This is a genomic window from Pseudomonas sp. NFACC13-1 (genome assembly GCF_900104425.1).
Classification (GTDB): domain Bacteria; phylum Pseudomonadota; class Gammaproteobacteria; order Pseudomonadales; family Pseudomonadaceae; genus Aquipseudomonas; species Aquipseudomonas fluorescens_AA.
On sequence record NZ_FMXV01000042.1, the window covers coordinates 1 to 22,272 of the forward strand.

Below are 22,272 nucleotides of genomic sequence, written 5' to 3' on the forward strand. Positions count from 1 at the left end.
ATAGCGCTCGACCCACTTGTAGCCAGTCTTTCGGCTGATCTGATAGTCCTGGCACAGCCGGCTAAAGCTGTGCTTTTCGGATAGATACTCAGCGATGAACATCACTTTGAGGTCCATAGGTTTCAGCTCTCTCCAGGGCATGGTCAGATCCTCGCGAAATCGACCCTGCCAGTTAAAAACTGTTACCTATGTGCGTGAACTGATTTGTAACCCATGTGGGTGAGTCATACCGGCAAAGACTTTTTGGTTACTTTTGGGGCGTTTGCCAAAAGTGACCCGCTGTAAGAGCGGAACCATAAGCCGCCGTTACCGCAGCAATGGATATGTACTCCGTCAACAACATCCTGGCCGGCTGTCAGGCCGCCATCGCGAGCAGGCTCGCTCCCACAATTGGATCGGGGGACAACCGAAAGAGATAAGCCCGCTCCCACAGGGGATTGGAGGTGTCGCAGATATCACCGGCTACACAAAACAACTGTGGGAGCGAGCTTGCTCGCGATGGCGGCGGGTCAGTCGACATGGAGGCCAACTGAACGGACGCTATCGCGAGCAAGCCCGCTCCCACAGGTTTTGGCTGCTGACCAACGATCAGCAGCCCTCACTCAATCAAACATTCGGGCAAGGCACCGGTGCCCAGTCGCCCAGGTCCGGGTTCTTGCACATGCTGTTGACCTGAGTGGTACCGGCACTGGCAACCTGCTTGCTTTCATCCTGCTTGGCCTTGGCGGTCAGCAGGGTTTTCTCGGTGGTCACCGCTTCTTTCGGCACGGTCGGCAGGTCTTTCTTCTTCGCCGGCTGCACTTTCTTGATTTTCTTGTTGTTGGTGGTCTGAGCCACGACCGGCGTGGTATCGGCAGTGGCCACAGTCACCACGTCAGTACGCTGCACGCCCACTTGCTGCAGGTCTTTCTCGTAGGCCTGGGTGTAGTTGTTCAGGTCTTCGGAGGCTTTGCCGTTGACCGCGACGATCAGGTCGTTCGACTCTTTCAGGCCAGCGACGATTTCCGCCAGGCGCTTGCGGCCTTCGGTGTCGTTGACGGTCTTGGCCTTGCGGTCGGCAACCAGTTTGCTGAACGCGTTCTGGTAGCACTGCTGCGAGGTCTTGGCGTAGGCGGTGCTGCGGTCGATGTCGGAGACGCTTTTGTTGACGTCGGCGGCGTAGGAGGCGATGCGCTGGTTGTCGTCGGCGATCTGCTTCTGGCGCTCGGTGTAGTAACCGGCGGCACCACCGGCCAATGCACCGCCCGCGGCACCGATGGCGGCGTTGCGGCCACGGTCTTCCTTGTCGGCGGTCAGGGCGCCCAGCAGTGCACCACCGACGGCACCGACAGCGGCACCGGTGACGACCGACTTGGTCATGTTGCCTTCGGTGGAGCGCAGGTGCTGCACCGGCTCGTAGCAGTTAGGGTAGTACTCGACCTTGGTGCTCGACGCGACCTTGGAGGTCGGCGACGTGGCGCAGCCCGTCAGCACGGTGCTGAAGCCGACAGCCACCAGCAACAAATGACGCTTGGAAACCGAAGCAAAAGGTTTACGGGAGAAAAGCATAGTTGTGTTCTCGTTTAAGTTTTGACCAGCTCAGCGCGGCCCTATCGCCGCCTGAGTCCCTTCCAAGCTCGCTGACAACGAACACTCAAGACCGCTGAGCGTTCGATGCGAGCAATTCCTTCAATATCGCCGCCGGATCGGCTCGTTTTTGCTGACGATAATCCCCGACATGACGAACGAATAACGTTGCGCGCGCCACCAGGCTCTTGCCCAGTACCGGCTTGCGTTCCAACTCTTCCTTGATGCGCTGGAACTGCGCCTGGATCACGGCATCGGTGTAGCGCGTGCCGGTGGCCAGGTTGTCGATGTAGATCGCCACTGCGCCATCCAGCGCGCTGCGACCGTTGTCGATGGCCGTGGCGAACAGTTGCGCGCTGGCCTCATCCTTGGCGTCCAGCGCGGCCTGCCGGCTGTTCTGCAGATTGGTCAGGCGAATGTTGTAGTTGTTGACGGTCTCGGCCACCAGGGCCGACGACTGGATCAGGTTGCCCGCTGCTTCCTCGCGCTGCTGGGCGATGAGCGAGACGTTGCGCTTGAGCTCTTCGTTGACCAGGCCCAGTTCGGCTTGCAGGCGCGGGTCGACGCTGGCGGCGATGATACTGTCCAGGCGTTTGGTCGGGTCGTCGGCGTCATCGATGGCGTCGGTCAGGGACGCGAGGCGCCCCTCTTTCTGCCATTGGGCAAACAATTCCTTGTAGCGCGAACGTGGCGCCGACAACGCCCCGACGGCCACGCGGAAGCCGGTGGTTTCGTTGCTCTGCTCGGTACCGTCGGCGGCGAACAGCGGGTACTCGCGACGCATCCCGGTGAACAATGTGCCCTCGCCTTCCAGGTAGTTGCCGCCCTTGACCACGAAGCCGCCATAGGCGCCCTGGCGGCGACCGGCGTGCACCAACTGGAAGGACTCCTGGACCATCTCGGCCGCGTTGCCCACCACATCGAACAGGCCGATGGGGTTCGGCAGCTTGGTGCCGATGGGCATCAACCGCGCGGCCTGGCCGGTGCCGCCGGCGACCTGGTTGAACACCGCCCAATCGGCCAGCGGCCCGTCGCTTTCACTGCCTTCCAGGCGGCGCGGAAACAGGCGCCCTTCCAAGTCCTGACGGCTCACGGCCTGCCCGCCGCGGGCGGCGAATTCCCATTCGACTTCCGTCGGCAAGCGCACGAAGCCCAACCCGCCGTCTTCGGCGGAGGTGCCGCGACCGCTCACCGGCAGCAGGTCCTTGTGGTATTTCATCAACCAGGCGCTGTACACCGCCGAGAAGCGCTCGGCCTCGAACTTCGACAGTTTCACCTTGGGCAAACGCCCCGCCACGCCTTGGGGCAAATCGGCTTGCAGGGTTTCGCAGGCCGGCGCCGCTTCGCCGCTGGCCAGCGATTGCGCCTGGGCCATGACCTGGGCGTATTGGCGGGCCGTGACCTCGTACTTGCCGATGAAGTACAGCATCGGTTTTAGCGGCGTCTTGGCGTCGGTCTTGGGCATCAACGGCGTGATGGTCTTGTTCCAGTCCGTGGGCAGGTCCTTGAGGGTGAACTGTCCGTTGATGAAGTCGCGCCGGTAGCCGGAAATGAACGACTGCTGATAACCCGCCTCGCCTTCGCTGAACGGGTAACCGAGGCTGATCTCGCGGTCGTCCAGGGTGCCCTGGGCGAGGATGTAGACGTAGCGAAACACCATCTGGCCTTCGCACGGCAGCGGCAGGCTGACGTCGTCGGGTAATGGCTTGGGGTTGTCCAGCTTGTCCGTGCTTTCATCAGCCCAGACCAGTCCGGCCAGACTCAGCGCCACGGCGGCGCCCAATAACTTATACATCGCGAATTCCTTCACACGCCTGGATGCGCGCCACCCGCCAGCCACCACAAGCCGCCGCGACAGCGCTGACGCCGAGCACGGCCAGCAGGGCCAAGGTGTAATGACGCACCAGCAGATGACTGGCGTACTCACCCGGCATCTGCGCAAATAAATGGTTCAGGCCCGACTGCGCCAGGCCATACAGGCCGGCGCTCAGCAAGGCGGCAAATGTGGCACTGTAGAGCGCCTGCAACACCACGAACAGCAACAGCGCAGCAGTGGAAACCCCCAGCAGGCGCAACACCGACAGCTCCCGGCGCTTACGCTCGACCGCCGCCAGGGCGCCGGCAAAGATCGCCGCGAACGCGCCGGCCAAGGCCAACCCGGCGATGATCCAGAACACGATCGACAGATTGCGGCTCAGCGATTGCACTTGTGCGATGGTCTGGGCCTGGGTCGAGACCAGCAGGTTCTGCCCGGCGAAATACTGACGCAGCGGCTCGACGTCGCCAAGGCTGCGGGCATACAAACGAAACGCCGGGTAGACCCGTTGCCCGGCCACACTCACCGCATCGCCCGGCCAGCCAAACGCGGGCACGGCGCGGCCATCGCGGTAATCCTCGGCGGCCTCCAGCAAGGCCAGCGGTGCAAACAGGCCGTCCCGGGCGAAGGCTTCCAAGGGCAGTACGTGCAGGACCTGTACGCGGGTGCGCTGCGCCTCGCTGCGACCGGCCACCTGCCGGCCGAAACTGGCCTGCACCCAATCGCCGGCCTTGGCGCCGAGCTTTTCAGCGGCGGTCTGGCTGAGCACCACTTGATCCAAGCCTTGAGGCACCGGCAAATGCTCGAACAAGGGATCGTTGGCCGCGGTGGGAATCATCTCGACCGTGACAGCCGAAGCATCGCTGCTCAGCTCCGCCGTGGCGGCGATCTGGCGGGTGCGCGGCAAGGCAAAGGCCACGTCGCCGCGCTGGCTTAACTGTTCGATGAATTCGGCACTGAAGCGACCGCCGCCCAAGGGGATGATTTCCCGGGTGGCCGGGTCGTTCTGCAAGCGCTCGGTCAGGCTGCTGACCAGGCCGAACTTCAGGCCGAACAACACCAGCAGCGGCGCCACCACGGCCACCAGCGCGAGCACCGAGCAGGCCGACAGCCAGGCATCGTTGCGGTAATCCTGCCAGGCCAGGGAAGCCACCAGCGCGCCGCGCATCAGCAAGCCTCCCCGAGAGTGGCGGTGACACCGCCGTCGGCATCGCGACGGCAACTGATGCGTCGCACCTGCAAACCGCTGGCGCGGGCCAGCGCCTCGTCGTGGGTGGCGACCACACAGCACACGCCATGTTCGCGGGCCTGGGCCACCAGCAACTGCATGACGCGCTCGGCGTTCAGCGGGTCGAGGGCGGCGGTCGGTTCATCGGCCAGCAGCAGGCGCGGCCCATGGGCCAACGCCCGGGCACAGCTGACCCGCTGGCGCTGGCCGACGGATAAGTCCGCCGGCTTCTTGTCCAGTTGATCGGCGATGTCCAACTGCCCAGCCAGGCGCGTCACGCTTGCGTCATCCTTCAAGCCCAGCAATTTGCGCGACAACGCGATGTTGCCGCGCACATCCAGGAAGCCCAACAGGCCGCCGGTTTGCAGAACATAACCCAGGTAACGGCTGCGCAGCTCGGCCAAGGTGCCCTGTTGCGACGCACGCCACAATTTGGCGATGTCCAGCGGCGTGTCGGCGGGCGTGAAGTCGAACTGCCCGGCCTGATCCGGTGCCAATACCAGCGCCAGCAGGTCCAGCAACGTACTCTTGCCACAACCGCTGGGACCGACCACCGCCAGTTGTTCACCGCCGCGCAATTGCAGCCGTGGAATCACCAGGCTGTAGCGCTGGCTGCCGGCGCCCCGGCTTTTGTGCACAGCGTTGAGGCTCAGCATCACGGCAGCGTCGACAACGGAACGCGGTACAAGGCATCGCCCGGCTCGGCGTCGCCGAAGCGCACCCAGTTGGCGAGGTCGTTGTGGAAGGTTTCGTAGAGGCGGATTTTCGAATCCAGCTCGTCGATGAAATCTTCCTGCTCGGCCACGCTCAAGGACAGCCACAAGTCCTGGGTCATGTTCAGCGACTTGCTGCGGTACGGCAGCCCTTCCAGGTACTCGCCCAGAATGCCGCCGTCGGCCAGGTTGCCGCCCTTGCGCAGGGCCGACGGGTCGCGGCTCATGTAGGCACTGGCGCTGGCGATTTCCTGGAAGAAATCCTTGGGCGAGCTCTGGGTCTTGCGGGCCGCGTCGACGATCAGTTTCAGCGACTGCTGCAGGTCGTTGAGTTGCAGCTTGGTCAGCATCACGCAGACCTGGAACGCCGGCAGCGCCGGGTTGGTCAGGTCGCGGTCGGCGGTCCAGGCGCTGACCAGTTGCGGCGCCTGGCTGGCGGATTTGCGCCCCAGGAAATCCATGTGCATCGCGTAGCCGACCGCGGCCGACTTGTCGGCCAGGCTCGGCGCGGCACTGAGCAGTGGCACGCTTTGCGCCTTGTTGCTGCGCACCTGATGCACCAGGTCGGCAAACACCGAACCGATCTCGTCGACCCGCTCGCCGAACTTGCGCACGTCGGCGCCCGGCACCGGAATGTACAGGTCACCGATCTGCGGGTTGGCGTCGGCGGTCAGGGTGCGGTACTGGCTCTGGGCGCCGGCATGGGTTTTCTTGCCCGCGTCGCTGAGCAGGTGCAAGGCGTAGATCTTGATCTGCTTGCCCAGCGCCGCCTGGCGCACTTCGGCCTCGTTCATTTGCGTGGCGGCAAATGGGTCGTTCTTGCGCAGGGCACCGGCGTCGGTGACTAACAGGATCAAGCGCCCGCCGTAACCGGACCAGTCCATGCCTTCAACGGCTTCCATGACCCCGGCGAACGCATCTTCGTTGAACGAATGGCTGGACACCGTCGATGCCTTGACCTGCCGCGCCAGCTCCATGAAGCGCTGCGGGTCGCGGCCCTGCTCGAGGGTGATCAGGGTCTTGGCGACGTATTCCAGGCCCGGGGTTTTCTTGACGCTGCTGCGGAAACCCACCATGCCGAAGCTGACGCTGTCCAACTCGCCGCGCTCGGCGATGCGGGTTTGCAGTTCGTGGACCACGTCGCGCACCTGGTCGATGTAGGGCTGCATCGACACGGTGGTGTCCACCACCAGCACTACGGCGGTGCGGAACGCGTCGGCGTTGGCGGTGGTGATCGGCGTGTTGCCCGCCGCCTTGGGGGTGTTGCCCGGGTCGATGGACGCCACGTTCAGCAACTGCACCGGCTGGCCGTTTTCATCGAGGCTTTCGCGGGAATCGAAGATCGGCAACAGATAGAACTGGCTCTGCGGCACCGCGCTGGCGGCCGGCTCAAGGGCCAGCACTTGCTGGTCGTCCTGCGGGCTCTGCTGGGCCTTGAGCAACACGTTCTTGGCGGCTGATGGGTTAGCCAGGAGCTTTTCCACTTCCCCAGGCTGACGCAGGAACATCACTGGCGCACGGCCGGAACGTTCGGTGAACTTGAGCACCAGGCTTTGCTTCCAGTCGCTGACCTGGGCGGCGGGCAACCAGCCGTCGCTGCGCCCGTCGGTGGCCGCCCCGACCCGCACCCACGCGCTGCCATCGACGTCTTTGCGCTGATACACGTACAACACCGAAAACGCCGGCAGTGCCTTGCCCGGTGCGGCACCCGGCGCCTCGGCGAGTTTCGCCCCCGGCTTGCTGAGCACACGCTGGAACAGGGTTTTCTTGCCGGCCATCAACAGCGGACGCTGGCCACCGTCGGCCTCGGTCGCCACGGGAGGCTGGGCCGGCGGGGCGACGGGTGGCTTGACCGCCGGCACGTCCGGGGCCTTCGGTGGCTTCACTTCCGGTGGCTTGGCCGAGGGGGTCGTGGCCACCGGCGTCTTCACTTCTTTGCCATCGTCACCGGCCAACCACCAATAACCCGCGCCACCCAACGCCAGCGCCACGGCGACCGCAACGGCAGCCAGGGCGAACACCGGTCCCTTGCGTTGCTCCGACACCGAGGATTGAACCGTCGGTTTTATCGGCGGCGGAACGGGCTTGGACTGTGGCTGCGGTGGTGAATAAGCCGGGCCGCTGGGAATGTCGATGGACATGGGCGTCAAGCCCGCCAGGTCATCCACCGCAGGCGACGTGGTCGGCAGTTGCAACGACAACGGCCGGATCAGCGTCGCTTCCGACTCCTCAGGCAGGTTATCCAGCGCCCGCAGCAACGCCGCCGCGTCCGGGAAACGCTCCGCCGGGTCCTTCGCCAACAGTTTGCGCAACACGTCCTGATAACGGCCGTGGTGCACCGGTAACTCCGGCAACGGTTCGGTCAGGTGCGCCAGGGCCGTGGACAGTGCGTCGTTGCCGGTATACGGCAGTTTGCCAACGAGGATTTCGTAGAGCACCACGCCCAGGGCGTACAGGTCGGCGCGACCGTCGATGTCTTGCCCACGGGCCTGTTCCGGGCTCATGTAGCTGGGCGTACCGACGGCAAAGCCGGCCTGGGTGAACTGGGTGCGGTCGTCCAGGGACTTGGCGATGCCGAAGTCCGAGAGCACCGCCGTGCCATCGGCGCGGAACAGGATGTTGGCCGGCTTGACGTCGCGGTGGACCAGGCCCAAACCGTGGGCATACCCCAGGGCCGAGGCGATCTGGCGGATGTAGGTCAGGCCCTGCTCCGGCGTCAGGCCCGCGGCGATGCGTTCCTTGAGCGTGCCGTTGGGCAGGTATTCCATCGCCATGTAATACAGCTCACCGACGTTACCGATGTCATGGATGGTGACGGTGTGCGGGTGCGACAGGCGCGCCAGGGTCTTGCCTTCGCGCAAAAACCGCTCGCAGAACGTCGGGTCGGCGGCCAGGGCCGCCGCCATCACTTTCAACGCCACCTTGCGCTCCAGCGAACGCTGGGTCGCCAGGTACACGCTGGCCATCGCGCCTTCGCCGATCGGCCCTTCGATGTCGTAGCCGGGGATGACAATGTTCAGGGTCAAGCTCATGACGGCACCTTCACGACCACCACGGTGATGTTGTCCGGCGCGCCGCGCATCAGGCCCAGGGACACCAGGCTGCTGGCGATTTCGCCGGGCTCGTCGTGGCTCAGTACTTCGCGGATCTCCTCGTCCTCGACGGTCTTGGTCAGCCCGTCGCTGCACAACAGGTAGCTGTCGCCAGGCACCAGCAGCAGTTCGGTCAGCGCCAGGTTCAGTTGCGCCTCGACGCCAATGGCCCGGGTGACGATGTTCGCCCGCGGGTGCACCCGCGCCTCGGCTTCGCTGAGCAGGCCGCTGTCCTGCAGATCCTGGACGTAGCTGTGATCCCGGGAGATCCCTTCGAGCACGCCGTCGCGCAGGCGATACAGGCGGCTGTCACCGGCCCACAGGCACATGCCCCGCAGGTCGCGGACGGCCAGTACCACCACGGTACTGCCCATCATGGTCACGCCACGGTTGGCGGTTTCTTCCCGCACGGCGGCGTTGACCCGTAGCAGGTCGCTCTGCAGCGCCGCGACGTATTCGTCCAGCGAACGCCCCATGGCGATGCTGCGCAGGCTGTCGACGATCAGGCTGCTGACGTAATCGCCCGCCGCGTGCCCGCCCATGCCATCGGCCACCACCCAGAGGCCGTTTTCCGGCAGGTCCAGGCAGGCGTCTTCGTTGACCTGGCGGACCATCCCGACATGGCTCTTGCTTGCAGACTTGATTGCTTTTCCGGCACTTGGACGCATCTACACAACACCTTCTTGGCCGAGCAAAAATTGCGCAAAATCGGCGGCTGCCGGCAATCCCTGGCAGCGCATCAAACCCGGGGCAATGCGCTCCGACCCCTGGCCCCACCACAGGCTCGCGCCTTCGCAGGCCGCCTCGGCCAGGGCGCTCAGACGCCGCTGCGGATCGGTGGCGTCGAAGCGATGCAGGCTGGCGAAACGGCTGCTCGACATGCGTGGCAGGTACATCGGGCTACCGAGGGTTTCCAGCTGTTCGTTGAACGCCTCGAAACTGGCCTCCACGCTCAACGTGCTCAGCAACAGGTTCTCGACCCGCTCGAACCACTCGTCCGCACCGCCCACCACGGACGCCGGGTCCGCGTCGGGCTCCAGCAGCACCGCGACGGTCAGCGGGAAATAACGGCCGACCCGGTCGATGCTCGGCATCACCACCCCACAGGCGGCGTCCGGGCCACACACACCCGGCGCGACCATGAAGCGCCACAACGGGCTGACCAGATAAGCATCCAGCCAGCGCTCGCCGAGGCTGCTCTGGCTGGCGAGCAGACCCGCCGCCAACCACGAATCCCACGGGCCGATAAACCCCTGGGGCAAACCCCGGCTGACGAAGTCGCCGCGGCTGGCCAACTTTCCGTAGAAGCCCGGCGTACTCATAGCCGCTCCGGCAGGCTGAAGCCGCTGAGCACCCGGCTCTTGAACGGGTTGAAGGCGCTGTTGGCCCGCAGCTCGTAAGAGGCGCTGGCACCATCGACCCGCAGCCGCAGGTTGAAGCGATCCGGCGAGTTGCCGGCGGTCAGGTCCGATTGCTCCAGCAAGCGGAACCAGGCCCACGGCCCGTCCAGGGTGATGCCGGAACGACCGCTGGAAGACGGCGGCATGATGGAGATCCGCACCACGCCGATGCTGCCCGGGTTCGGCCACTGCATGGCGGTCGGACGGCTCGGGCCGTGGTCGTAGCTCAACTGCTGGCCGTCGAGGTCGAGCAGGAACTGGGTGATGGTCGAGTCCATCGCCACCGGCTTGAGTTCGAAGCGCACCATCGGCTGGGTGCCGCCGGAACGGAAGAACGCATCGCGGATGGTCGCCGCGCGCTGGAAGGTCTGCAGCGCGCCGGGGGAGATGCCGAGCTTCTGCGCCGCGCCCGGCTGCCAGCGCCAGGTCGGCGTCGAGGTGTCGACGTAGGGTTGCAGGTACTTGCGGAAGTAGTTGTCCATTACCCCGCCGACGCCGAAGAACTGGCCGAAATCGTCCAGGGTCGCGTCCCGCGCACTGCCCGGCGACATCGGATAGCGCCCGGCCAGGGACTGGCGATAGATGTTCACCACTTCGCTGGTCCAGGCGGCGTTCAGTTGGTTGCGCACCCCGCCCATCATGCTGTTGGTGGTGGAGTTGACCACCGACTTGACCAGGCCCTGCACCAGCGGCGGCTGGCGTTCGGCGTTGAGGCTGACCCGCGTGGCGGCAGCCGTGGCCTGGTTCTTGGCTTCGCCGAGCAAGGCGTCGCCGCTGGCCCCGACCATGGCGCTGACCTGTACGTACAGGGCGTTCATGTCGGCCAACAGACCGTCGATGGCCGCCGGCTCGCCTTCGCTTTTGCTGACGATGCTGTTGAGCTCGGCGAAGTGCGCGGTGATTGGGTCGTCGCTCGCCGCCGGCGCGTTTGGCGTCGCCTGCTCCTGGCCGAGCAAGCTGCCCAGGCGTTCCTTGAGCTTGTCCACGCCACCTTCCACCGGCGCACCTTGGGCGGCCAGCAGGCGTTCATCCTGTTGCAGGTCGGTTTCCTTCGCCACCGCCACCAGCAGTTTTTTCAGCGGCGAGGTCGGGCCGGAAATCACCCGCAGCACATCGGCGGCCTGGGCCACGCTGGTGATCGGCACGAAGTCGATGTCGGCCAGCAAGGCGTCCCATTGGCGCAGGTAGTCCTGGAAGTACAAGCGACGCACATCGGCGGCCAGGCTGGCGACGTTCTGCTGATCGGCTTGCTCAAAGCCCAGCACCCACTGCTCTTCGGCCAGGGTGCCGGTCTGGCTCAGGCTGGTGAGCAAGAAGCCCTGGCGGTAGCCCTTGACGGTGAAGAACCCACTCAGCGGCTCGCCCAACGGCTTGCCGCTCTTGCGGCTGAACACCAGCGCCGCGTCACGCCCGGCGGCTTCGTTGATGCGGAAGTCCGGGATGCCTTCGGGCAGTTTCTGGCGCTTGATCCGGTCATAGACCCGCTGGGCCACCGGCAATTGCTGCAACTGGCGGCGCAGGTCTTCGACCAGGCGCGTGTCCAGGCGCGCGAGGGGCGGACGCCGCTCGAACAACGCCTGCAAATGCGCGGTCAGGGCCTGGCGCTGCTCGGCCGGCAAGTCCCGCGGCAGGCTGCGGTCCCAATCCAGGGCGATCCAGGCCTTGATGAAGTCGGCGTCGTAATGCTCGGTGTCGGCGAGCATCAGGTAGGCCTTCAAGCCTTCGTAGAGGAAATCCGAATTGCCGCCGCTGTGCAGTTGCTCTTCGATGCGCGTCAGCAGGCGTGGCGCGAACACCGCGATCAGCAGCTTGCGGTAGACACTGCCGGACTCGGCTTCGAGCATGTCGCCCTGGTACAGGCCCAGGCCTTCGGCCCAGCTCGGGGCGTCGTCGGCCAGGTGTTTCACGGCGTTGAGCAATGGCAACACCGCGAGCACATCCCGTTGCGCCGGGCTGAGGTTCTGCACGGTCTGACCCAAGGGCGCGACCTTCTGATCGACCTGGGCGATGTAGGCCTGGTTGGCACGGTAGCTGACCCACCACAACGTGCTGACCACCAGCACCAGCACCACCGTGGAGGCCAGAACGCCGCGGGCGATCCACTTGCGCCGACGCTCGACTTTCGGGTCGACGCCCACCAGCCCGCGCTCGGCGAAGGCCACGGCGGTGAAGAGTTTCTCGATGAAGTAGCTGCGCCCGGTGCCGGTCTGGCGCGCCAGGTGCTGACGGTCCAGGTTCATGCTCTGGGCCATGGAACCGATCAGGCGGTCGATCGGGCTGCCTTCCTGGGTGCCGCTGGTGAAATACACACCACGCAGCAACACGCGCTCTTCGAAGGCGTTGGGTTTGAACACCCCTTCGAGGAAACTTTGCAGGCAATCCTTCAGGGCGCCGAACTGCTGCGGGAAGCCGTAGATCAGGTCGCGCCGCGCCGGGTCGCGCTCTTGTTGCAGGCGCTCCACCAGACGGTCGTTGAGGCGCTGTTCAAGGCCGGTGAATTCGCTTTGCAGGTGCGCCAGCGGGCTGTCGTTGCTCTTGCCGTCGTCCAGGGCGAAGGTCATGCCCCAGACCTGGGCGCGCTCTTCCTTGCTCAGGGTATCGAAATACTCCATGAACCCGGGCACCAGGTCGAGCTTGGTCAGCATCAGGTAGATCGGGAAGCGCACGCCCAGCTGGGTGTACAGCTCCTGGATCCGCAAGCGAATCGCCGCGGCATGGGCGGCGCGCTCAGCGTCGCTGCCCAGCAGCAGGTCGGACAGGCTGATGGCGATGAACGCACCGTCGATCGGGCGTCGGGCCCGTTGCTTTTTCAACAGGCCCAGGAAGCCCAGCCAGGCGGCCTTGTCGATGGTCGCGTCGCTGTCCTGGGTGGTGTAGCGGCCGGCGGTGTCGAGCAGGACGGCCTGGTCGGTGAACCACCAGTCGCAATTGCGCGTACCGCCAACACCGCGCACGGCACCGGCGCCCAGTTGCGCGGCCAGTGGAAAATGCAGCCCGGAGTTGACCAGCGCGGTGGTCTTGCCCGAACCCGGCGGGCCGATGATCACGTACCACGGCAGCTCGTAGAGGTTGCGACGCTCGTCACCGCCCAGCTTGGCTTTCTTGAGCAGGGCCAGGGCTTCGTCCATGCGCTGGCGCAGGGTTTCGAGCTCTTCGGCGGTGGCGATGCTGGTGGGGTCGGGCGGGGTTTGCGCGGCCAGGCTGCGCATCACTTCGGCGGCCTGGCGGCGCGCCTGGATGATGCGGAACACCCGGTAGGCGATCCACACCGCGAACACCAGGATGATCAAGGCCCAGCGGCGGCCTTCAGGCACCAGCCAATCGAGCAGCGGGCCGACGAACCAGATGATCAGGCTGAGGGCGATCAGCCCCAGCAATGGGATGACCCAGCGGGTCATAAAACTGAAAAACGCCTTCACTCGACCCCCTCCGCCAATACTGTGATTTCAACCCGACGATTACGCGCACGCCCCTCTGGGGTGGCGTTGGACGCCAACGGCTCGGTGTCGCTGCGGCCTTCGGCGCTGAAGCGCTCGGGCTGGCCGGTCTTGGCCGAAAGGATTTGCAGCACCGATTGGGCCCGCGCTTCGGACAACGCCCAGTTGGACGGGAACCGGAGGGTGGCGATCGGCCGATTGTCGCTGTGGCCGGTGACCAGGACCTGGCCCTTGACCTTGCGCACCGCATCGGCGATGCGCAGCATCAGCGGCTGGAAATCGTCCTTGATGCTGGCGCTGCCCGAGGCGAACAGTTCGTCGCCGCGGATGGTCACCACCGAGCGGTCGACGGCGTCTTCCACGGCAATCCGGTTGGCCCGGATTTCATCGGCCAGAAAGCCTGCCAGGCGTGGGCGCTCGACCACTTTCGGCTGCACCACGGGGCGGTCGATGGTCTGCACCGGGATTTCGCCCAGGAAGTGAATGTTCTTGAACACCGGCTCGGCATCGGAAGCCAGTTTCATGCGCAGGCCGAACAGCAGCGCCAGCAGCAAGGCCGCGCCGATGGCCACGGCGATCCACGGCGGCATGAACTGCGCCAGTCGATCACGGGCCACGGTGACACCGCGCCAGTGCGGCGACAGCTCGCGTTCGTAGTCGCCCCGGGCGCTGCGGATCACCGCACTGGTGCGCTCACGCAACGCTTCCAGTTGGCTGCGACCGTCGTTCATCACCCGGTAGCGCCCCTCGAAACCCAGGCACATGCACAGGTACAACAGCTCCAGCAGGTACAGGCGCTCACGGGGGCTTTGCAGGCAATGCTCCAGCAACTGGAACACCTTCTCGCCGCCCCAGGCTTCGTTGTGCACGGTGATCAACAGGCTTTGCTTGCCCCAGTCACTGGTGCCGCCCCACGGCGTGCTCAACACCGCTTCGTCCAGCGCGGTGCACAAGGCATAGCGGGCCAGCAACACATCGTTGCGCACCACACCGGCGGCCTCGGCGCGCTCTTCGAACTGGCGCAGGTAGGCCAGCAATTGCGCGCGCAAACTGGCCGGCGCCGGGTGGGCGATGGTGTTGCGCAGGCGCGTCAGCAGGGCCAACAGTGGGCCGGCGGCGCTTTCCAAGGGGTTGAGGCCCTCGGCCTTGCCGGTCAGGACCGGCGCGGCCGGCATCGACAGCGGCGCCGGCTGTGGACGACCCGGGTCCGGACGACCAGGGTCCGGGCGGAATGGATCGGCGCCACGGCCACCGGGCGTCGGCATGAATTGGGTACGATCGTCGTTGCTCATCGCGGTTTATCCTCGGATCGCCCAGAAAGCCAGGTTCAGCCCCGGGAACTGGCCGGCGATGTGGAACGCAAAGCCGCCGGAGTTGCTCAACTGCTGCCAGTGGTCGCTGCCCCGGTCGAGTTCGTAGTAGGTGGAGCCGGCGTGGTACGGCAGTTGCCGTGGCGCCACCGGCAACGGCAGCAGGCCGATGCCCGGCAGTTGCAGGTTGACCAGGTCGCGGATGTGCTCCACCGAGCCGACCTTGCTCTGCTGGCCGAAGCGGCTGCGCAGGGTTTCGGCCGGCACATCGGCACGCACCACCAGGATGAAGCTGGCGCTGTCGAGCAGGGTCTTGTCGGCCAGCATCGCCACGTGGATGCCGTAGGCTTTCTCGACAATCGGAATCGGCGTCGCCTTGCTGTCGATCAGCATCGACAGGGCTTCGCGCAGGGCCTGCATCACCGGCGCGTAGCTGAGGGCCAGGTCATCGTGCTGGTACGGCGGGTATTGCTGCGGTCGTCGCCCGGACGCGGTGAACGTGGAAAACTCCCCGGCCAGGCTCACCAGTTCGCTGTAGAAGCGCTCGGGGTGCAACGGGCTCAACTGGCTCAGGTGCTGGATCAGCGGCTGGGCGCGGTTGACCAGTTGCAGCAGCATGAAGTCGGCAATCTCCGAGGCGCCACCGGCACCGGACGCCACCACCCGCCCGGCCAAGGCTTCGCCGCGTTGATGCAGCAGGCCCAGCAGTTCGCTGCGAAACGCCGCCAGCGGTTTGGAGGCGATGACATCCAGCAGTGGCGGGATGTAGGTGTCGTCGAGCACCAAGGCACGGTCGGCACGTTTTTCCTTGATGCGTACCACACCGATGGCGGCGTAGTCGCCGATGCCATCCTGTTCGGTCAACAACCGCAGGGCCCGGGAGCCAAGGGCCACCGGCGCGCGGTTTTCGAACGGCGCGTTATCGTCGCGCACTTCGCACACCTGGCTCACATAACGCGCGGCGCCGAGGTCTTCGCCTTCGTCCACGGTGTCACGGGCGCCGGCGCGCTTGAGCGGCAAGGCCAGGTACACCAGGCCGTCGCGCAGGTTGTCGTCGACGTTCAGCGGTGTGGGCGCCAGGTCATCCTGGGGAATGTTGAAGGGCGTGCCGTCCGGCAACAGGCCCCGCGCCGAGATGATCGCCAGCTTGCCCTGGGCCAGCAGGCCCTGGTCGATCAGCAATTCGGAAAAACCCCAGGCGCCGGCCGACAATGGGCGGCTGCGTGCGTCGATGAGGTTTTCCAGGTAACGGTCATGCTGTTGGAAGTGCTGCGTTCCAATGAACATGCCTTCCGACCAGACCACGCGATTGTTCCAGGACATGGGGGCTCCGATTGCTTATTGGGCAGGGCTGGATGGGGGAACGACGACGGCGCTGCGCACGGCGCGCACATCGAGGCTGATCTGGTATTCGGTGTATTCGCGCGCCGGGACATTCATCACCGTGCGCCACAACGACTGGTCCAGTTCGCGATAGCCCACCAGTATGCCGATGTGCCGCGTGGCCGGGTCGAGGTCGCGTTGCAGGCTCAATTGCTGGCCGGGCTGGATCAGCACCTCGTCCTGGTCGATCAGGTCGGCACCCAGCGTGGCCTGGGCCCGCTCGGCCAGGGCGAAATAATCGGAACGGCCAAAGGTCGCGGCATTTTTCAGTTCGAAAATGCGCACCCGGACCGGGGCCGGCTGGCCGGTGGCACCGGGGTTGAGCCCGGCAATGGCATGGAAATGCAACTCGATGGCGGCGGTGTCGGCCTCAGCTTCTTCGGGCTGGGGGTTGGCCGCATCCTTGGCGCACGCCGTCAGCAGAAGCGCGGTGGCGACTGCGAGTAAAAACCTGGGAATCATCCTGCGTCCTCAATGACGTTTGAGCTATCCGTTGTTGGCTGATCAATATTGTTCTAGGACGGCGCCGCTCAACGGCGTCGCTGTCGTGTGCTGTGTTCTTCGTAGGCGCGACTGAACTCGCGACCGAACAGGTCCTGGAAATCCTCCTGGGCTTCCCGGGAAATGTTGCTGTAGAGCTCGGTGAACTGCTGCCAGTACTGGGCCTGCCGCGAACCGCTGAAAATACCCGAAAGCCCACCGGGCTTGGCCATGCGTTCTTCCAGTTGCGCCGGCTCGAAGCGCCCCAGCAAATGCTTGATGGCCGCTTCCACACCGGCCATTACCGCCAGTTGGTGGGCGCGCAAATCGTCGAAACTGTCACGCACCGCCGCGTCCGGGGCCATGAACGCCTGGTTGCCGTGGCGCAACAGCAACAGCAAGGCTTCATCGACATTGGGGGCGAACTTCAGCGGGTTGTTTTCCACCGGCTGGATCATCGTCTGCTGGATACGGAACTCACCCTTGAGGCTGCTGCGGGCGCGCAAGACATCGATCAGGCCTTCGACCATCAAGCGATAACTGCGCCCGATGTTTTCCATCTGTGCTTCGGCATTGGCCTTGTCCAGGCGCAACTGGTCCAGCCCGGCACCGCGCAGGAAGGCTTGCAGCAAGTCGGGTTGGGCGGCCTCGACCGGCGCGGCCGGAGCAACCGGGGTAACTGGAGCAACCGGCGCAACCGGCGCAACCGGCGCAACCGGCGGTGCGACCGGGGTCTCGACGCGGGTCACCGGTGCTTCACGCACGGGCGCCGGCGGCGGTGCACTGATTTCAGCAAAGATGTCGACGAGCGGAGGCTGCGAAACCGGGGTCGCGATCGGCTCAACCACCGGCGGTAGCGGCGGCGGGGTTACGGGCTGCGGGGTAACCGCCACCGGTGCCGGCTTGTCGCTGAACGGGTCCCAGTCATCCGGAATCACCGAGACAGACGGCGGTACAACCGGCTCGACCACAGGTGGCGGGCTCGGCCGGGCAATTGGCGTCGGCGGGCGGAAGTTGTGCTGCTCGGCCGGGACATGGTCAGGCTGGGTGGCCGGCGGGACACTGCTCGGGGTCAAGAAGTCGAACAGGTCCGGCAGGGTGTCCATGGCCGACACGCCCTGGAAATGCGCAGGCGAGGCCACCTGGATCGGTGACGGCACATGCGCGGCGGTGCTCTGCTGCCCCATCAAGGCCTCGAAACTGCTGGGCGATTCGGCGAACGGATTGCTGTCGGTGACCGGCAGGTTGAAATCGACGCGGGCCTGGATTTCATAGTCACCAATGCGGATCACTTCGCCATCTTGCAGGGGCTCGCTGTTGCCCTTGCGCAAGCGAACGCCGGCCTTGACCAATTCCACACCGTTGGTGCTGTTATCGGTCAAATAATAACGCCCGTCTTTGTATTGGATAACACAATGTTTACCGGAAACCAGGCGCTCGGGGTCCGGTAATACCCAGTCGTTATCGGAATTACGGCCAATTGCCATCACTCCCTGGTCCATGGACTTTTCAGAACACTGGCCTGGGGTAATTTTGTGATAACTAGTGATAGTCAAACACAGCGGCATCTTGCCTCCTTGCTGAATACTTCGCGCGCGGGCGGGGTGAGAGGGTTCAGACCCTGACGACCGCCGGCAACCTGCCAACAACCGTAAGAACGGCTTTTTGCCAGCATGATTGCTGATCATAACCGTCTTGCGTGACAAAAACCCCACGTCAGTTGCCGCTTCGACCGGCAGGTCGGGCAGGCTGTTAAGCGCATCACAACTGTTACATGGGGCATACACAGGCGAAATAGCTTACCTTGACAAGCGATAAGTACTACACCAAAAATGCACAACTTCTTGAATATACATGATGGCACTTTAGGATCATCGCAGATCTAAAGGGCCATTACCGTCAAGGAACATGTGAAGTTTCATTCGAAACTTGCGTGTGAACTGCCCGACTTCTATCAAGCGGGTGATAGGGAGATCGATCCAAGTGGATGTGCCTTTGCTGCTCGCCGCCGTTTCCGCGACTTCTCCGTGCGGTGAAGATCTGGAATATGACGCGGATTTCCTGCGCCTGGAACGCGACTCCCGGGGCCAACCCGAGCGCAGCATGGGCGATTCGATCCTGCCTGCCGAACCCCCTGAATGGCGCAGCATCCAGCAGCAGAGCCTGGACTTGCTGCAGCGCAGCAAAGACCTGCGCATCACCCATTTCCTGATGCAAAGCTCCCTGGCCCTCGAAGGCCTGCCGGGCATGGCCCGTGTGCTGACGCTGATCAGCGAGCTGCTCAAGCAATACTGGGCCGAACTGCATCCGCGCCTGGACGCCGATGACGATAACGACCCCACCGTGCGCATCAATGCCCTCGCCGGCCTGACGTCCGATGTCACCATCCGCCTGTTGCGCGAAAGCATCCTGACCCGTTCGCGGACCTTCGGTGCCGTCAGCCTGCGCGCCGCCGCCAACGCCAGTGGCCTGCAGAGTTTCCCGGATGAAAACCTCGGTGCCGAACAGCTCGCCGGGGCCCTGCTCGACAGCGACCCCGAGCAGCTGGAAATCACCCGCGCCGCCCTGCTCGAAGCCCGTAGCGCCGCCGAAGCCATCGAACAGCAGGTCAGCGACCAGGTCGGTTCCGCCCAAGGCGTGGACCTCGGCCCGTTGAAGCAACCTTTGAAGATGGCCCTGCAGATTCTCGGCCAGTTCGCCCCGCAGAGTGGCGACAGCGCCCAGGCCGATCCCGTCAGCGACAACAGCGCAGCGCCCGCTGAGCATGTAAATGTCACAAGCTCACCGCGTAATACCAACACCGTCAGCGGCGACATCAACAACCGCGACGACGTGCTGCGCAGCCTGGACCGGATTCTCGCTTACTACACCCGTCATGAGCCCTCCAGCCCGTTGCCGGTGCTGTTGAACCGGGCCAAGCATCTGGTGCACGCCGATTTCGCGGCCATTGTGCGCAACCTGATTCCCGACGGCATGAGTCAATTTGAAAACCTGCGCGGCCCAGACAGCGAATAAAAAGCGAGCGGATCACGCAGTCACGTCACCGGTACCCCCGATGACGCCAACACCGTCGCTCAAGCGACCAGGAGCAGCAACGTGGCGAAGCAAAGTTCTCAGAAATTCATCGCGCGCAACCGCGCGCCTCGAGTGCAGATCGAGTACGACGTCGAGCTCTACGGCGCCGAGAAAAAGGTCCAGTTGCCCTTCGTCATGGGGGTAATGGCCGACCTCGCCGGCAAGCCCGCCGAGCCTCTGGCCCCGGTGGCCGACCGCAAGTTCCTCGAGATCGACGTCGACAACTTCGACTCGCGCCTCAAGGCCATGCAGCCGCGCGTGGCGTTCCATGTGCCTAACGAACTGACCGGCGAAGGCAACCTGAGCCTGGACCTGACGTTCGAAAGCATGGACGACTTCAGCCCGGCGGCCGTGGCCCGCAAGGTCGACTCGCTGAACAAGCTGCTCGAAGCGCGCACCCAGTTGGCCAACCTGCTGACCTACATGGACGGCAAGACCGGCGCCGAAGAAATCATCATGAAGGCGATCAAGGACCCAGCGCTGTTGCAGGCCCTGGCGAGCGCGCCGAAGCCAGCACAGGACCAATGATCATGACTGACAATACAGCCCGCGAAGGCGCACAGAACCTGGGCGCAACCCAAGAAACCAGCGAGTTCGCGTCCCTGCTGCTGCAAGAATTCAAACCCAAGACCGAGCGTGCCCGCGAAGCCGTTGAAACGGCCGTGCGCACCCTGGCCGAGCAGGCCCTGGCGCAAACCGACCTGGTGTCCAACGACGCCATCAAGTCGATCGAATCGATCATCGCCGCCATCGACGCCAAGCTCACCGCCCAGGTCAACCAGGTCATCCACCACCCCGACTTCCAGCAACTGGAAAGCGCCTGGCGTGGCCTGCACTACCTGGTCAACAACACCGAGACCGATGAGCAGCTCAAGATCCGCGTGCTCAACATCTCCAAGACCGACCTGCACAAGACCCTGAAGAAATTCAAGGGCACCGCGTGGGACCAGAGCCCGATCTTCAAGAAGATGTACGAAGAAGAATACGGCCAGTTCGGCGGCGAGCCTTACGGCTGCCTGGTGGGCGACTACTACTTCGACCAGTCGCCACCGGATGTCGAGCTGCTGGGCGAGCTGTCGAAAGTCTGCGCGGCCATGCACTCCCCGTTCATCGCCGCGGCATCGCCGACCGTGATGGGCATGGGTTCGTGGCAGGAACTGTCGAACCCGCGCGACCTGACCAAGATCTTCACCACCCCGGAATACGCCGGCTGGCGCTCGCTGCGTGAGTCGGAAGACTCGCGCTACATCGGCCTGACCATGCCGCGTTTCCTGGCGCGCCTGCCTTATGGCGCCAAGACCGACCCGGTGGAAGCCTTCGCCTTCGAAGAAAACACCGACGGCGCCGACAGCTCCAAGTACACCTGGGCCAACGCCGCCTACGCGATGGCGGTGAACATCAACCGTTCGTTCAAACACTTCGGCTGGTGCTCGCGCATCCGTGGCGTTGAATCGGGCGGCGAAGTGGAAAACCTGCCAGCCCACACGTTCCCGACCGACGACGGTGGCGTGGACATGAAGTGCCCGACCGAAATCGCCATCTCGGACCGCCGTGAAGCGGAACTGGCGAAGAACGGTTTCATGCCGCTGCTGCACAAGAAAAACACCGACTTCGCCGCGTTCATCGGCGCCCAGTCGTTGCAGAAACCGGCCGAATACGACGACCCGGACGCCACCGCCAACGCCAACCTGGCCGCGCGCCTGCCGTACCTGTTCGCCACCTGCCGGTTCGCCCATTACCTGAAGTGCATCGTGCGCGACAAGATCGGTTCCTTCAAAGAGAAGGACGAGATGCAGCGCTGGTTGCAGGACTGGATCCTCAACTACGTCGACGGTGACCCGGCGCACTCCACCGAGACCACCAAGGCCCAGCATCCATTGGCTGCCGCCGAAGTGATCGTCGAAGAAGTCGAAGGCAACCCGGGGTACTACAACTCCAAGTTCTACCTGCGCCCGCACTACCAGCTCGAAGGGCTGACCGTGTCGTTGCGCCTGGTATCGAAACTGCCGTCGGCCAAGGGCGCGTAAAAACTTATTGAAACGGGTGGCGGTAACCCTGTGGGAGCGAGCTTGCTCGCGATAGCGGTGGATCAGCTTGCATTGATGTCGGATGTGACGCCGCCATCGCGAGCAAGCTCGCTCCCACAGGGGATCTCCAGCAGGTTGGAGATCGTCTTCCACCCCGTTCAGCACCCGTAATTTCGCAAGGTCAGCGTCAACCAAACAATGTGGTTAGAAACCACACAGGGAGAAAACATGGCTGTTGATATTTTCATCAAGATCGGCGACATCAAGGGCGAGTCCATGGACAAGGCCCACAAGGACGAGATCGACGTCCTGAACTGGAGTTGGGGCATGTCCCAGTCCGGCAACATGCACGTGGGCAGCGGCGGCGGTGCGGGCAAGGTCAACGTCCAGGACCTGTCGCTGACCAAGTTCGTCGACAAGGCTTCGCCAAACCTGATGATGCACTGCGCCAGCGGCAAGCACATCGACAAGGTCAAGCTGACCGTGCGCAAGGCCGGCGGTGAAAGCCAGGTCGAGTACATGATCATCAACCTGGAAGAAGTGCTGGTCACGTCCCTGAGCACCGGCGGTTCGGGCGGCGATGATCGCCTGACCGAAAACGTCACCCTGAACTTCGCCAAGGTGATGGTGGACTACCAGCCACAGAAAGCCGACGGCACCAAGGAAGGCGGTCCGGTCAAGTTCGGCTGGAACATCCGTCAGAACGTCAAGGTGTAATCGAAAATACCCCCGGTGCCACGCGCCG

16 protein-coding genes and 1 pseudogene are annotated in these 22,272 nt (G+C 64.3%); 4 read left to right on the top strand and 13 right to left on the bottom strand.

What is annotated here, in order from left to right; all coding sequences use genetic code 11:
* From BLQ55_RS32640 to tagH, 13 genes and pseudogenes are all read right to left on the bottom strand, one after another.
* Window positions 1-141, bottom strand: a pseudogene (locus BLQ55_RS32640) (helix-turn-helix domain-containing protein); the annotation flags it as partial.
* 465 nt (window positions 142-606) lie between these two features.
* Window positions 607-1,548 carry a type VI secretion system-associated lipoprotein TagQ gene (gene tagQ / locus BLQ55_RS29730; RefSeq protein WP_092200537.1) on the bottom strand — a complete coding sequence of 314 codons (942 nt, stop codon included), beginning with the start codon at window positions 1,546-1,548 and terminating at the stop codon, window positions 607-609.
* 85 nt (window positions 1,549-1,633) lie between these two features.
* Window positions 1,634-3,361, bottom strand: a complete 1,728-nt coding sequence (locus BLQ55_RS29735; protein ID WP_092200535.1) for a formylglycine-generating enzyme family protein — start codon at window positions 3,359-3,361, stop codon at window positions 1,634-1,636.
* Window positions 3,354-4,550: an ABC transporter permease gene (locus BLQ55_RS29740; RefSeq protein ID WP_092259099.1), complete on the bottom strand. Its 1,197-nt coding sequence runs from the start codon at window positions 4,548-4,550 to the stop codon at window positions 3,354-3,356. Before BLQ55_RS29740 ends, BLQ55_RS29735 begins: the two co-directional genes overlap by 8 nt.
* Window positions 4,550-5,266: an ABC transporter ATP-binding protein gene (locus BLQ55_RS29745; protein WP_092259102.1), complete on the bottom strand. Its 717-nt coding sequence runs from the start codon at window positions 5,264-5,266 to the stop codon at window positions 4,550-4,552. The genes BLQ55_RS29740 and BLQ55_RS29745 overlap by 1 nt, the downstream gene beginning before the upstream one ends.
* Complete coding sequence (locus tag BLQ55_RS29750) at window positions 5,266-8,355, bottom strand: serine/threonine-protein kinase (protein ID WP_092200527.1); 3,090 nt, start codon at window positions 8,353-8,355, stop codon at window positions 5,266-5,268. Before BLQ55_RS29750 ends, BLQ55_RS29745 begins: the two co-directional genes overlap by 1 nt.
* The gene (locus tag BLQ55_RS29755; RefSeq protein WP_092200524.1) at window positions 8,352-9,083 is read right to left on the bottom strand and encodes a PP2C family protein-serine/threonine phosphatase; all 732 of its coding nucleotides are present in this window, start codon (window positions 9,081-9,083) and stop codon (window positions 8,352-8,354) included. The genes BLQ55_RS29750 and BLQ55_RS29755 overlap by 4 nt, the downstream gene beginning before the upstream one ends.
* The gene (gene tagF / locus BLQ55_RS29760) at window positions 9,084-9,737 is read right to left on the bottom strand and encodes a type VI secretion system-associated protein TagF (protein WP_092259105.1); all 654 of its coding nucleotides are present in this window, start codon (window positions 9,735-9,737) and stop codon (window positions 9,084-9,086) included. It abuts the gene before it with no gap.
* Complete coding sequence (tssM, locus tag BLQ55_RS29765; protein WP_092259108.1) at window positions 9,734-13,234, bottom strand: type VI secretion system membrane subunit TssM; 3,501 nt, start codon at window positions 13,232-13,234, stop codon at window positions 9,734-9,736. The genes tagF and tssM overlap by 4 nt, the downstream gene beginning before the upstream one ends.
* Window positions 13,231-14,544: a DotU family type VI secretion system protein gene (locus tag BLQ55_RS29770; protein ID WP_072407488.1), complete on the bottom strand. Its 1,314-nt coding sequence runs from the start codon at window positions 14,542-14,544 to the stop codon at window positions 13,231-13,233. The genes tssM and BLQ55_RS29770 overlap by 4 nt, the downstream gene beginning before the upstream one ends.
* Window positions 14,545-14,550: 6 nt before the next feature.
* Window positions 14,551-15,885, bottom strand: a complete 1,335-nt coding sequence (gene tssK, locus BLQ55_RS29775; protein WP_072407490.1) for a type VI secretion system baseplate subunit TssK — start codon at window positions 15,883-15,885, stop codon at window positions 14,551-14,553.
* 15 nt (window positions 15,886-15,900) lie between these two features.
* Entirely contained in the window at window positions 15,901-16,407 is a 507-nt protein-coding gene (gene tssJ / locus BLQ55_RS29780; RefSeq protein WP_060740022.1) for a type VI secretion system lipoprotein TssJ, read from the bottom strand.
* Between the two features lie 68 nt (window positions 16,408-16,475).
* Entirely contained in the window at window positions 16,476-17,993 is a 1,518-nt protein-coding gene (gene tagH, locus BLQ55_RS29785; RefSeq protein ID WP_092259111.1) for a type VI secretion system-associated FHA domain protein TagH, read from the bottom strand.
* 415 nt (window positions 17,994-18,408) lie between these two features.
* Here tagH and tssA point away from each other — a divergent pair, with 415 nt between their 5' ends.
* The 4 genes from tssA to BLQ55_RS29805 all read left to right on the top strand — a co-directional run bounded on the left by tssA (window position 18,409) and on the right by BLQ55_RS29805 (window position 22,244).
* Window positions 18,409-19,440 carry a type VI secretion system protein TssA gene (gene tssA, locus BLQ55_RS29790; protein ID WP_092200512.1) on the top strand — a complete coding sequence of 344 codons (1,032 nt, stop codon included), beginning with the start codon at window positions 18,409-18,411 and terminating at the stop codon, window positions 19,438-19,440.
* Between the two features lie 81 nt (window positions 19,441-19,521).
* Window positions 19,522-20,028 carry a type VI secretion system contractile sheath small subunit gene (tssB, locus tag BLQ55_RS29795; RefSeq protein WP_003177230.1) on the top strand — a complete coding sequence of 169 codons (507 nt, stop codon included), beginning with the start codon at window positions 19,522-19,524 and terminating at the stop codon, window positions 20,026-20,028.
* Between the two features lie 2 nt (window positions 20,029-20,030).
* Window positions 20,031-21,527, top strand: a complete 1,497-nt coding sequence (tssC, locus tag BLQ55_RS29800) for a type VI secretion system contractile sheath large subunit (protein WP_072407496.1) — start codon at window positions 20,031-20,033, stop codon at window positions 21,525-21,527.
* Window positions 21,528-21,755: 228 nt separating this feature from the next.
* Window positions 21,756-22,244: an Hcp family type VI secretion system effector gene (locus BLQ55_RS29805; protein ID WP_072407498.1), complete on the top strand. Its 489-nt coding sequence runs from the start codon at window positions 21,756-21,758 to the stop codon at window positions 22,242-22,244.
* Window positions 22,245-22,272 lie beyond the last annotated feature (28 nt).

Coding starts and splice junctions, on each gene's coding strand:
- tssK (WP_072407490.1), bottom strand. CDS start 15,885: ATGTCCTGGAACAATCGCGTGGTCTGGTCGGAAGGCATGTTCATTGGA.
- tagQ (WP_092200537.1), bottom strand. CDS start 1,548: ATGCTTTTCTCCCGTAAACCTTTTGCTTCGGTTTCCAAGCGTCATTTG.
- tagH (WP_092259111.1), bottom strand. CDS start 17,993: ATGCCGCTGTGTTTGACTATCACTAGTTATCACAAAATTACCCCAGGC.
- BLQ55_RS29740 (WP_092259099.1), bottom strand. CDS start 4,550: ATGCGCGGCGCGCTGGTGGCTTCCCTGGCCTGGCAGGATTACCGCAAC.
- BLQ55_RS29745 (WP_092259102.1), bottom strand. CDS start 5,266: ATGCTGAGCCTCAACGCTGTGCACAAAAGCCGGGGCGCCGGCAGCCAG.
- BLQ55_RS29750 (WP_092200527.1), bottom strand. CDS start 8,355: ATGAGCTTGACCCTGAACATTGTCATCCCCGGCTACGACATCGAAGGG.
- BLQ55_RS29805 (WP_072407498.1), top strand. CDS start 21,756: ATGGCTGTTGATATTTTCATCAAGATCGGCGACATCAAGGGCGAGTCC.
- BLQ55_RS29755 (WP_092200524.1), bottom strand. CDS start 9,083: ATGCGTCCAAGTGCCGGAAAAGCAATCAAGTCTGCAAGCAAGAGCCAT.
- BLQ55_RS29770 (WP_072407488.1), bottom strand. CDS start 14,544: ATGAGCAACGACGATCGTACCCAATTCATGCCGACGCCCGGTGGCCGT.
- BLQ55_RS29735 (WP_092200535.1), bottom strand. CDS start 3,361: ATGTATAAGTTATTGGGCGCCGCCGTGGCGCTGAGTCTGGCCGGACTG.
- tssC (WP_072407496.1), top strand. CDS start 20,031: ATGACTGACAATACAGCCCGCGAAGGCGCACAGAACCTGGGCGCAACC.
- tssJ (WP_060740022.1), bottom strand. CDS start 16,407: ATGATTCCCAGGTTTTTACTCGCAGTCGCCACCGCGCTTCTGCTGACG.
- tagF (WP_092259105.1), bottom strand. CDS start 9,737: ATGAGTACGCCGGGCTTCTACGGAAAGTTGGCCAGCCGCGGCGACTTC.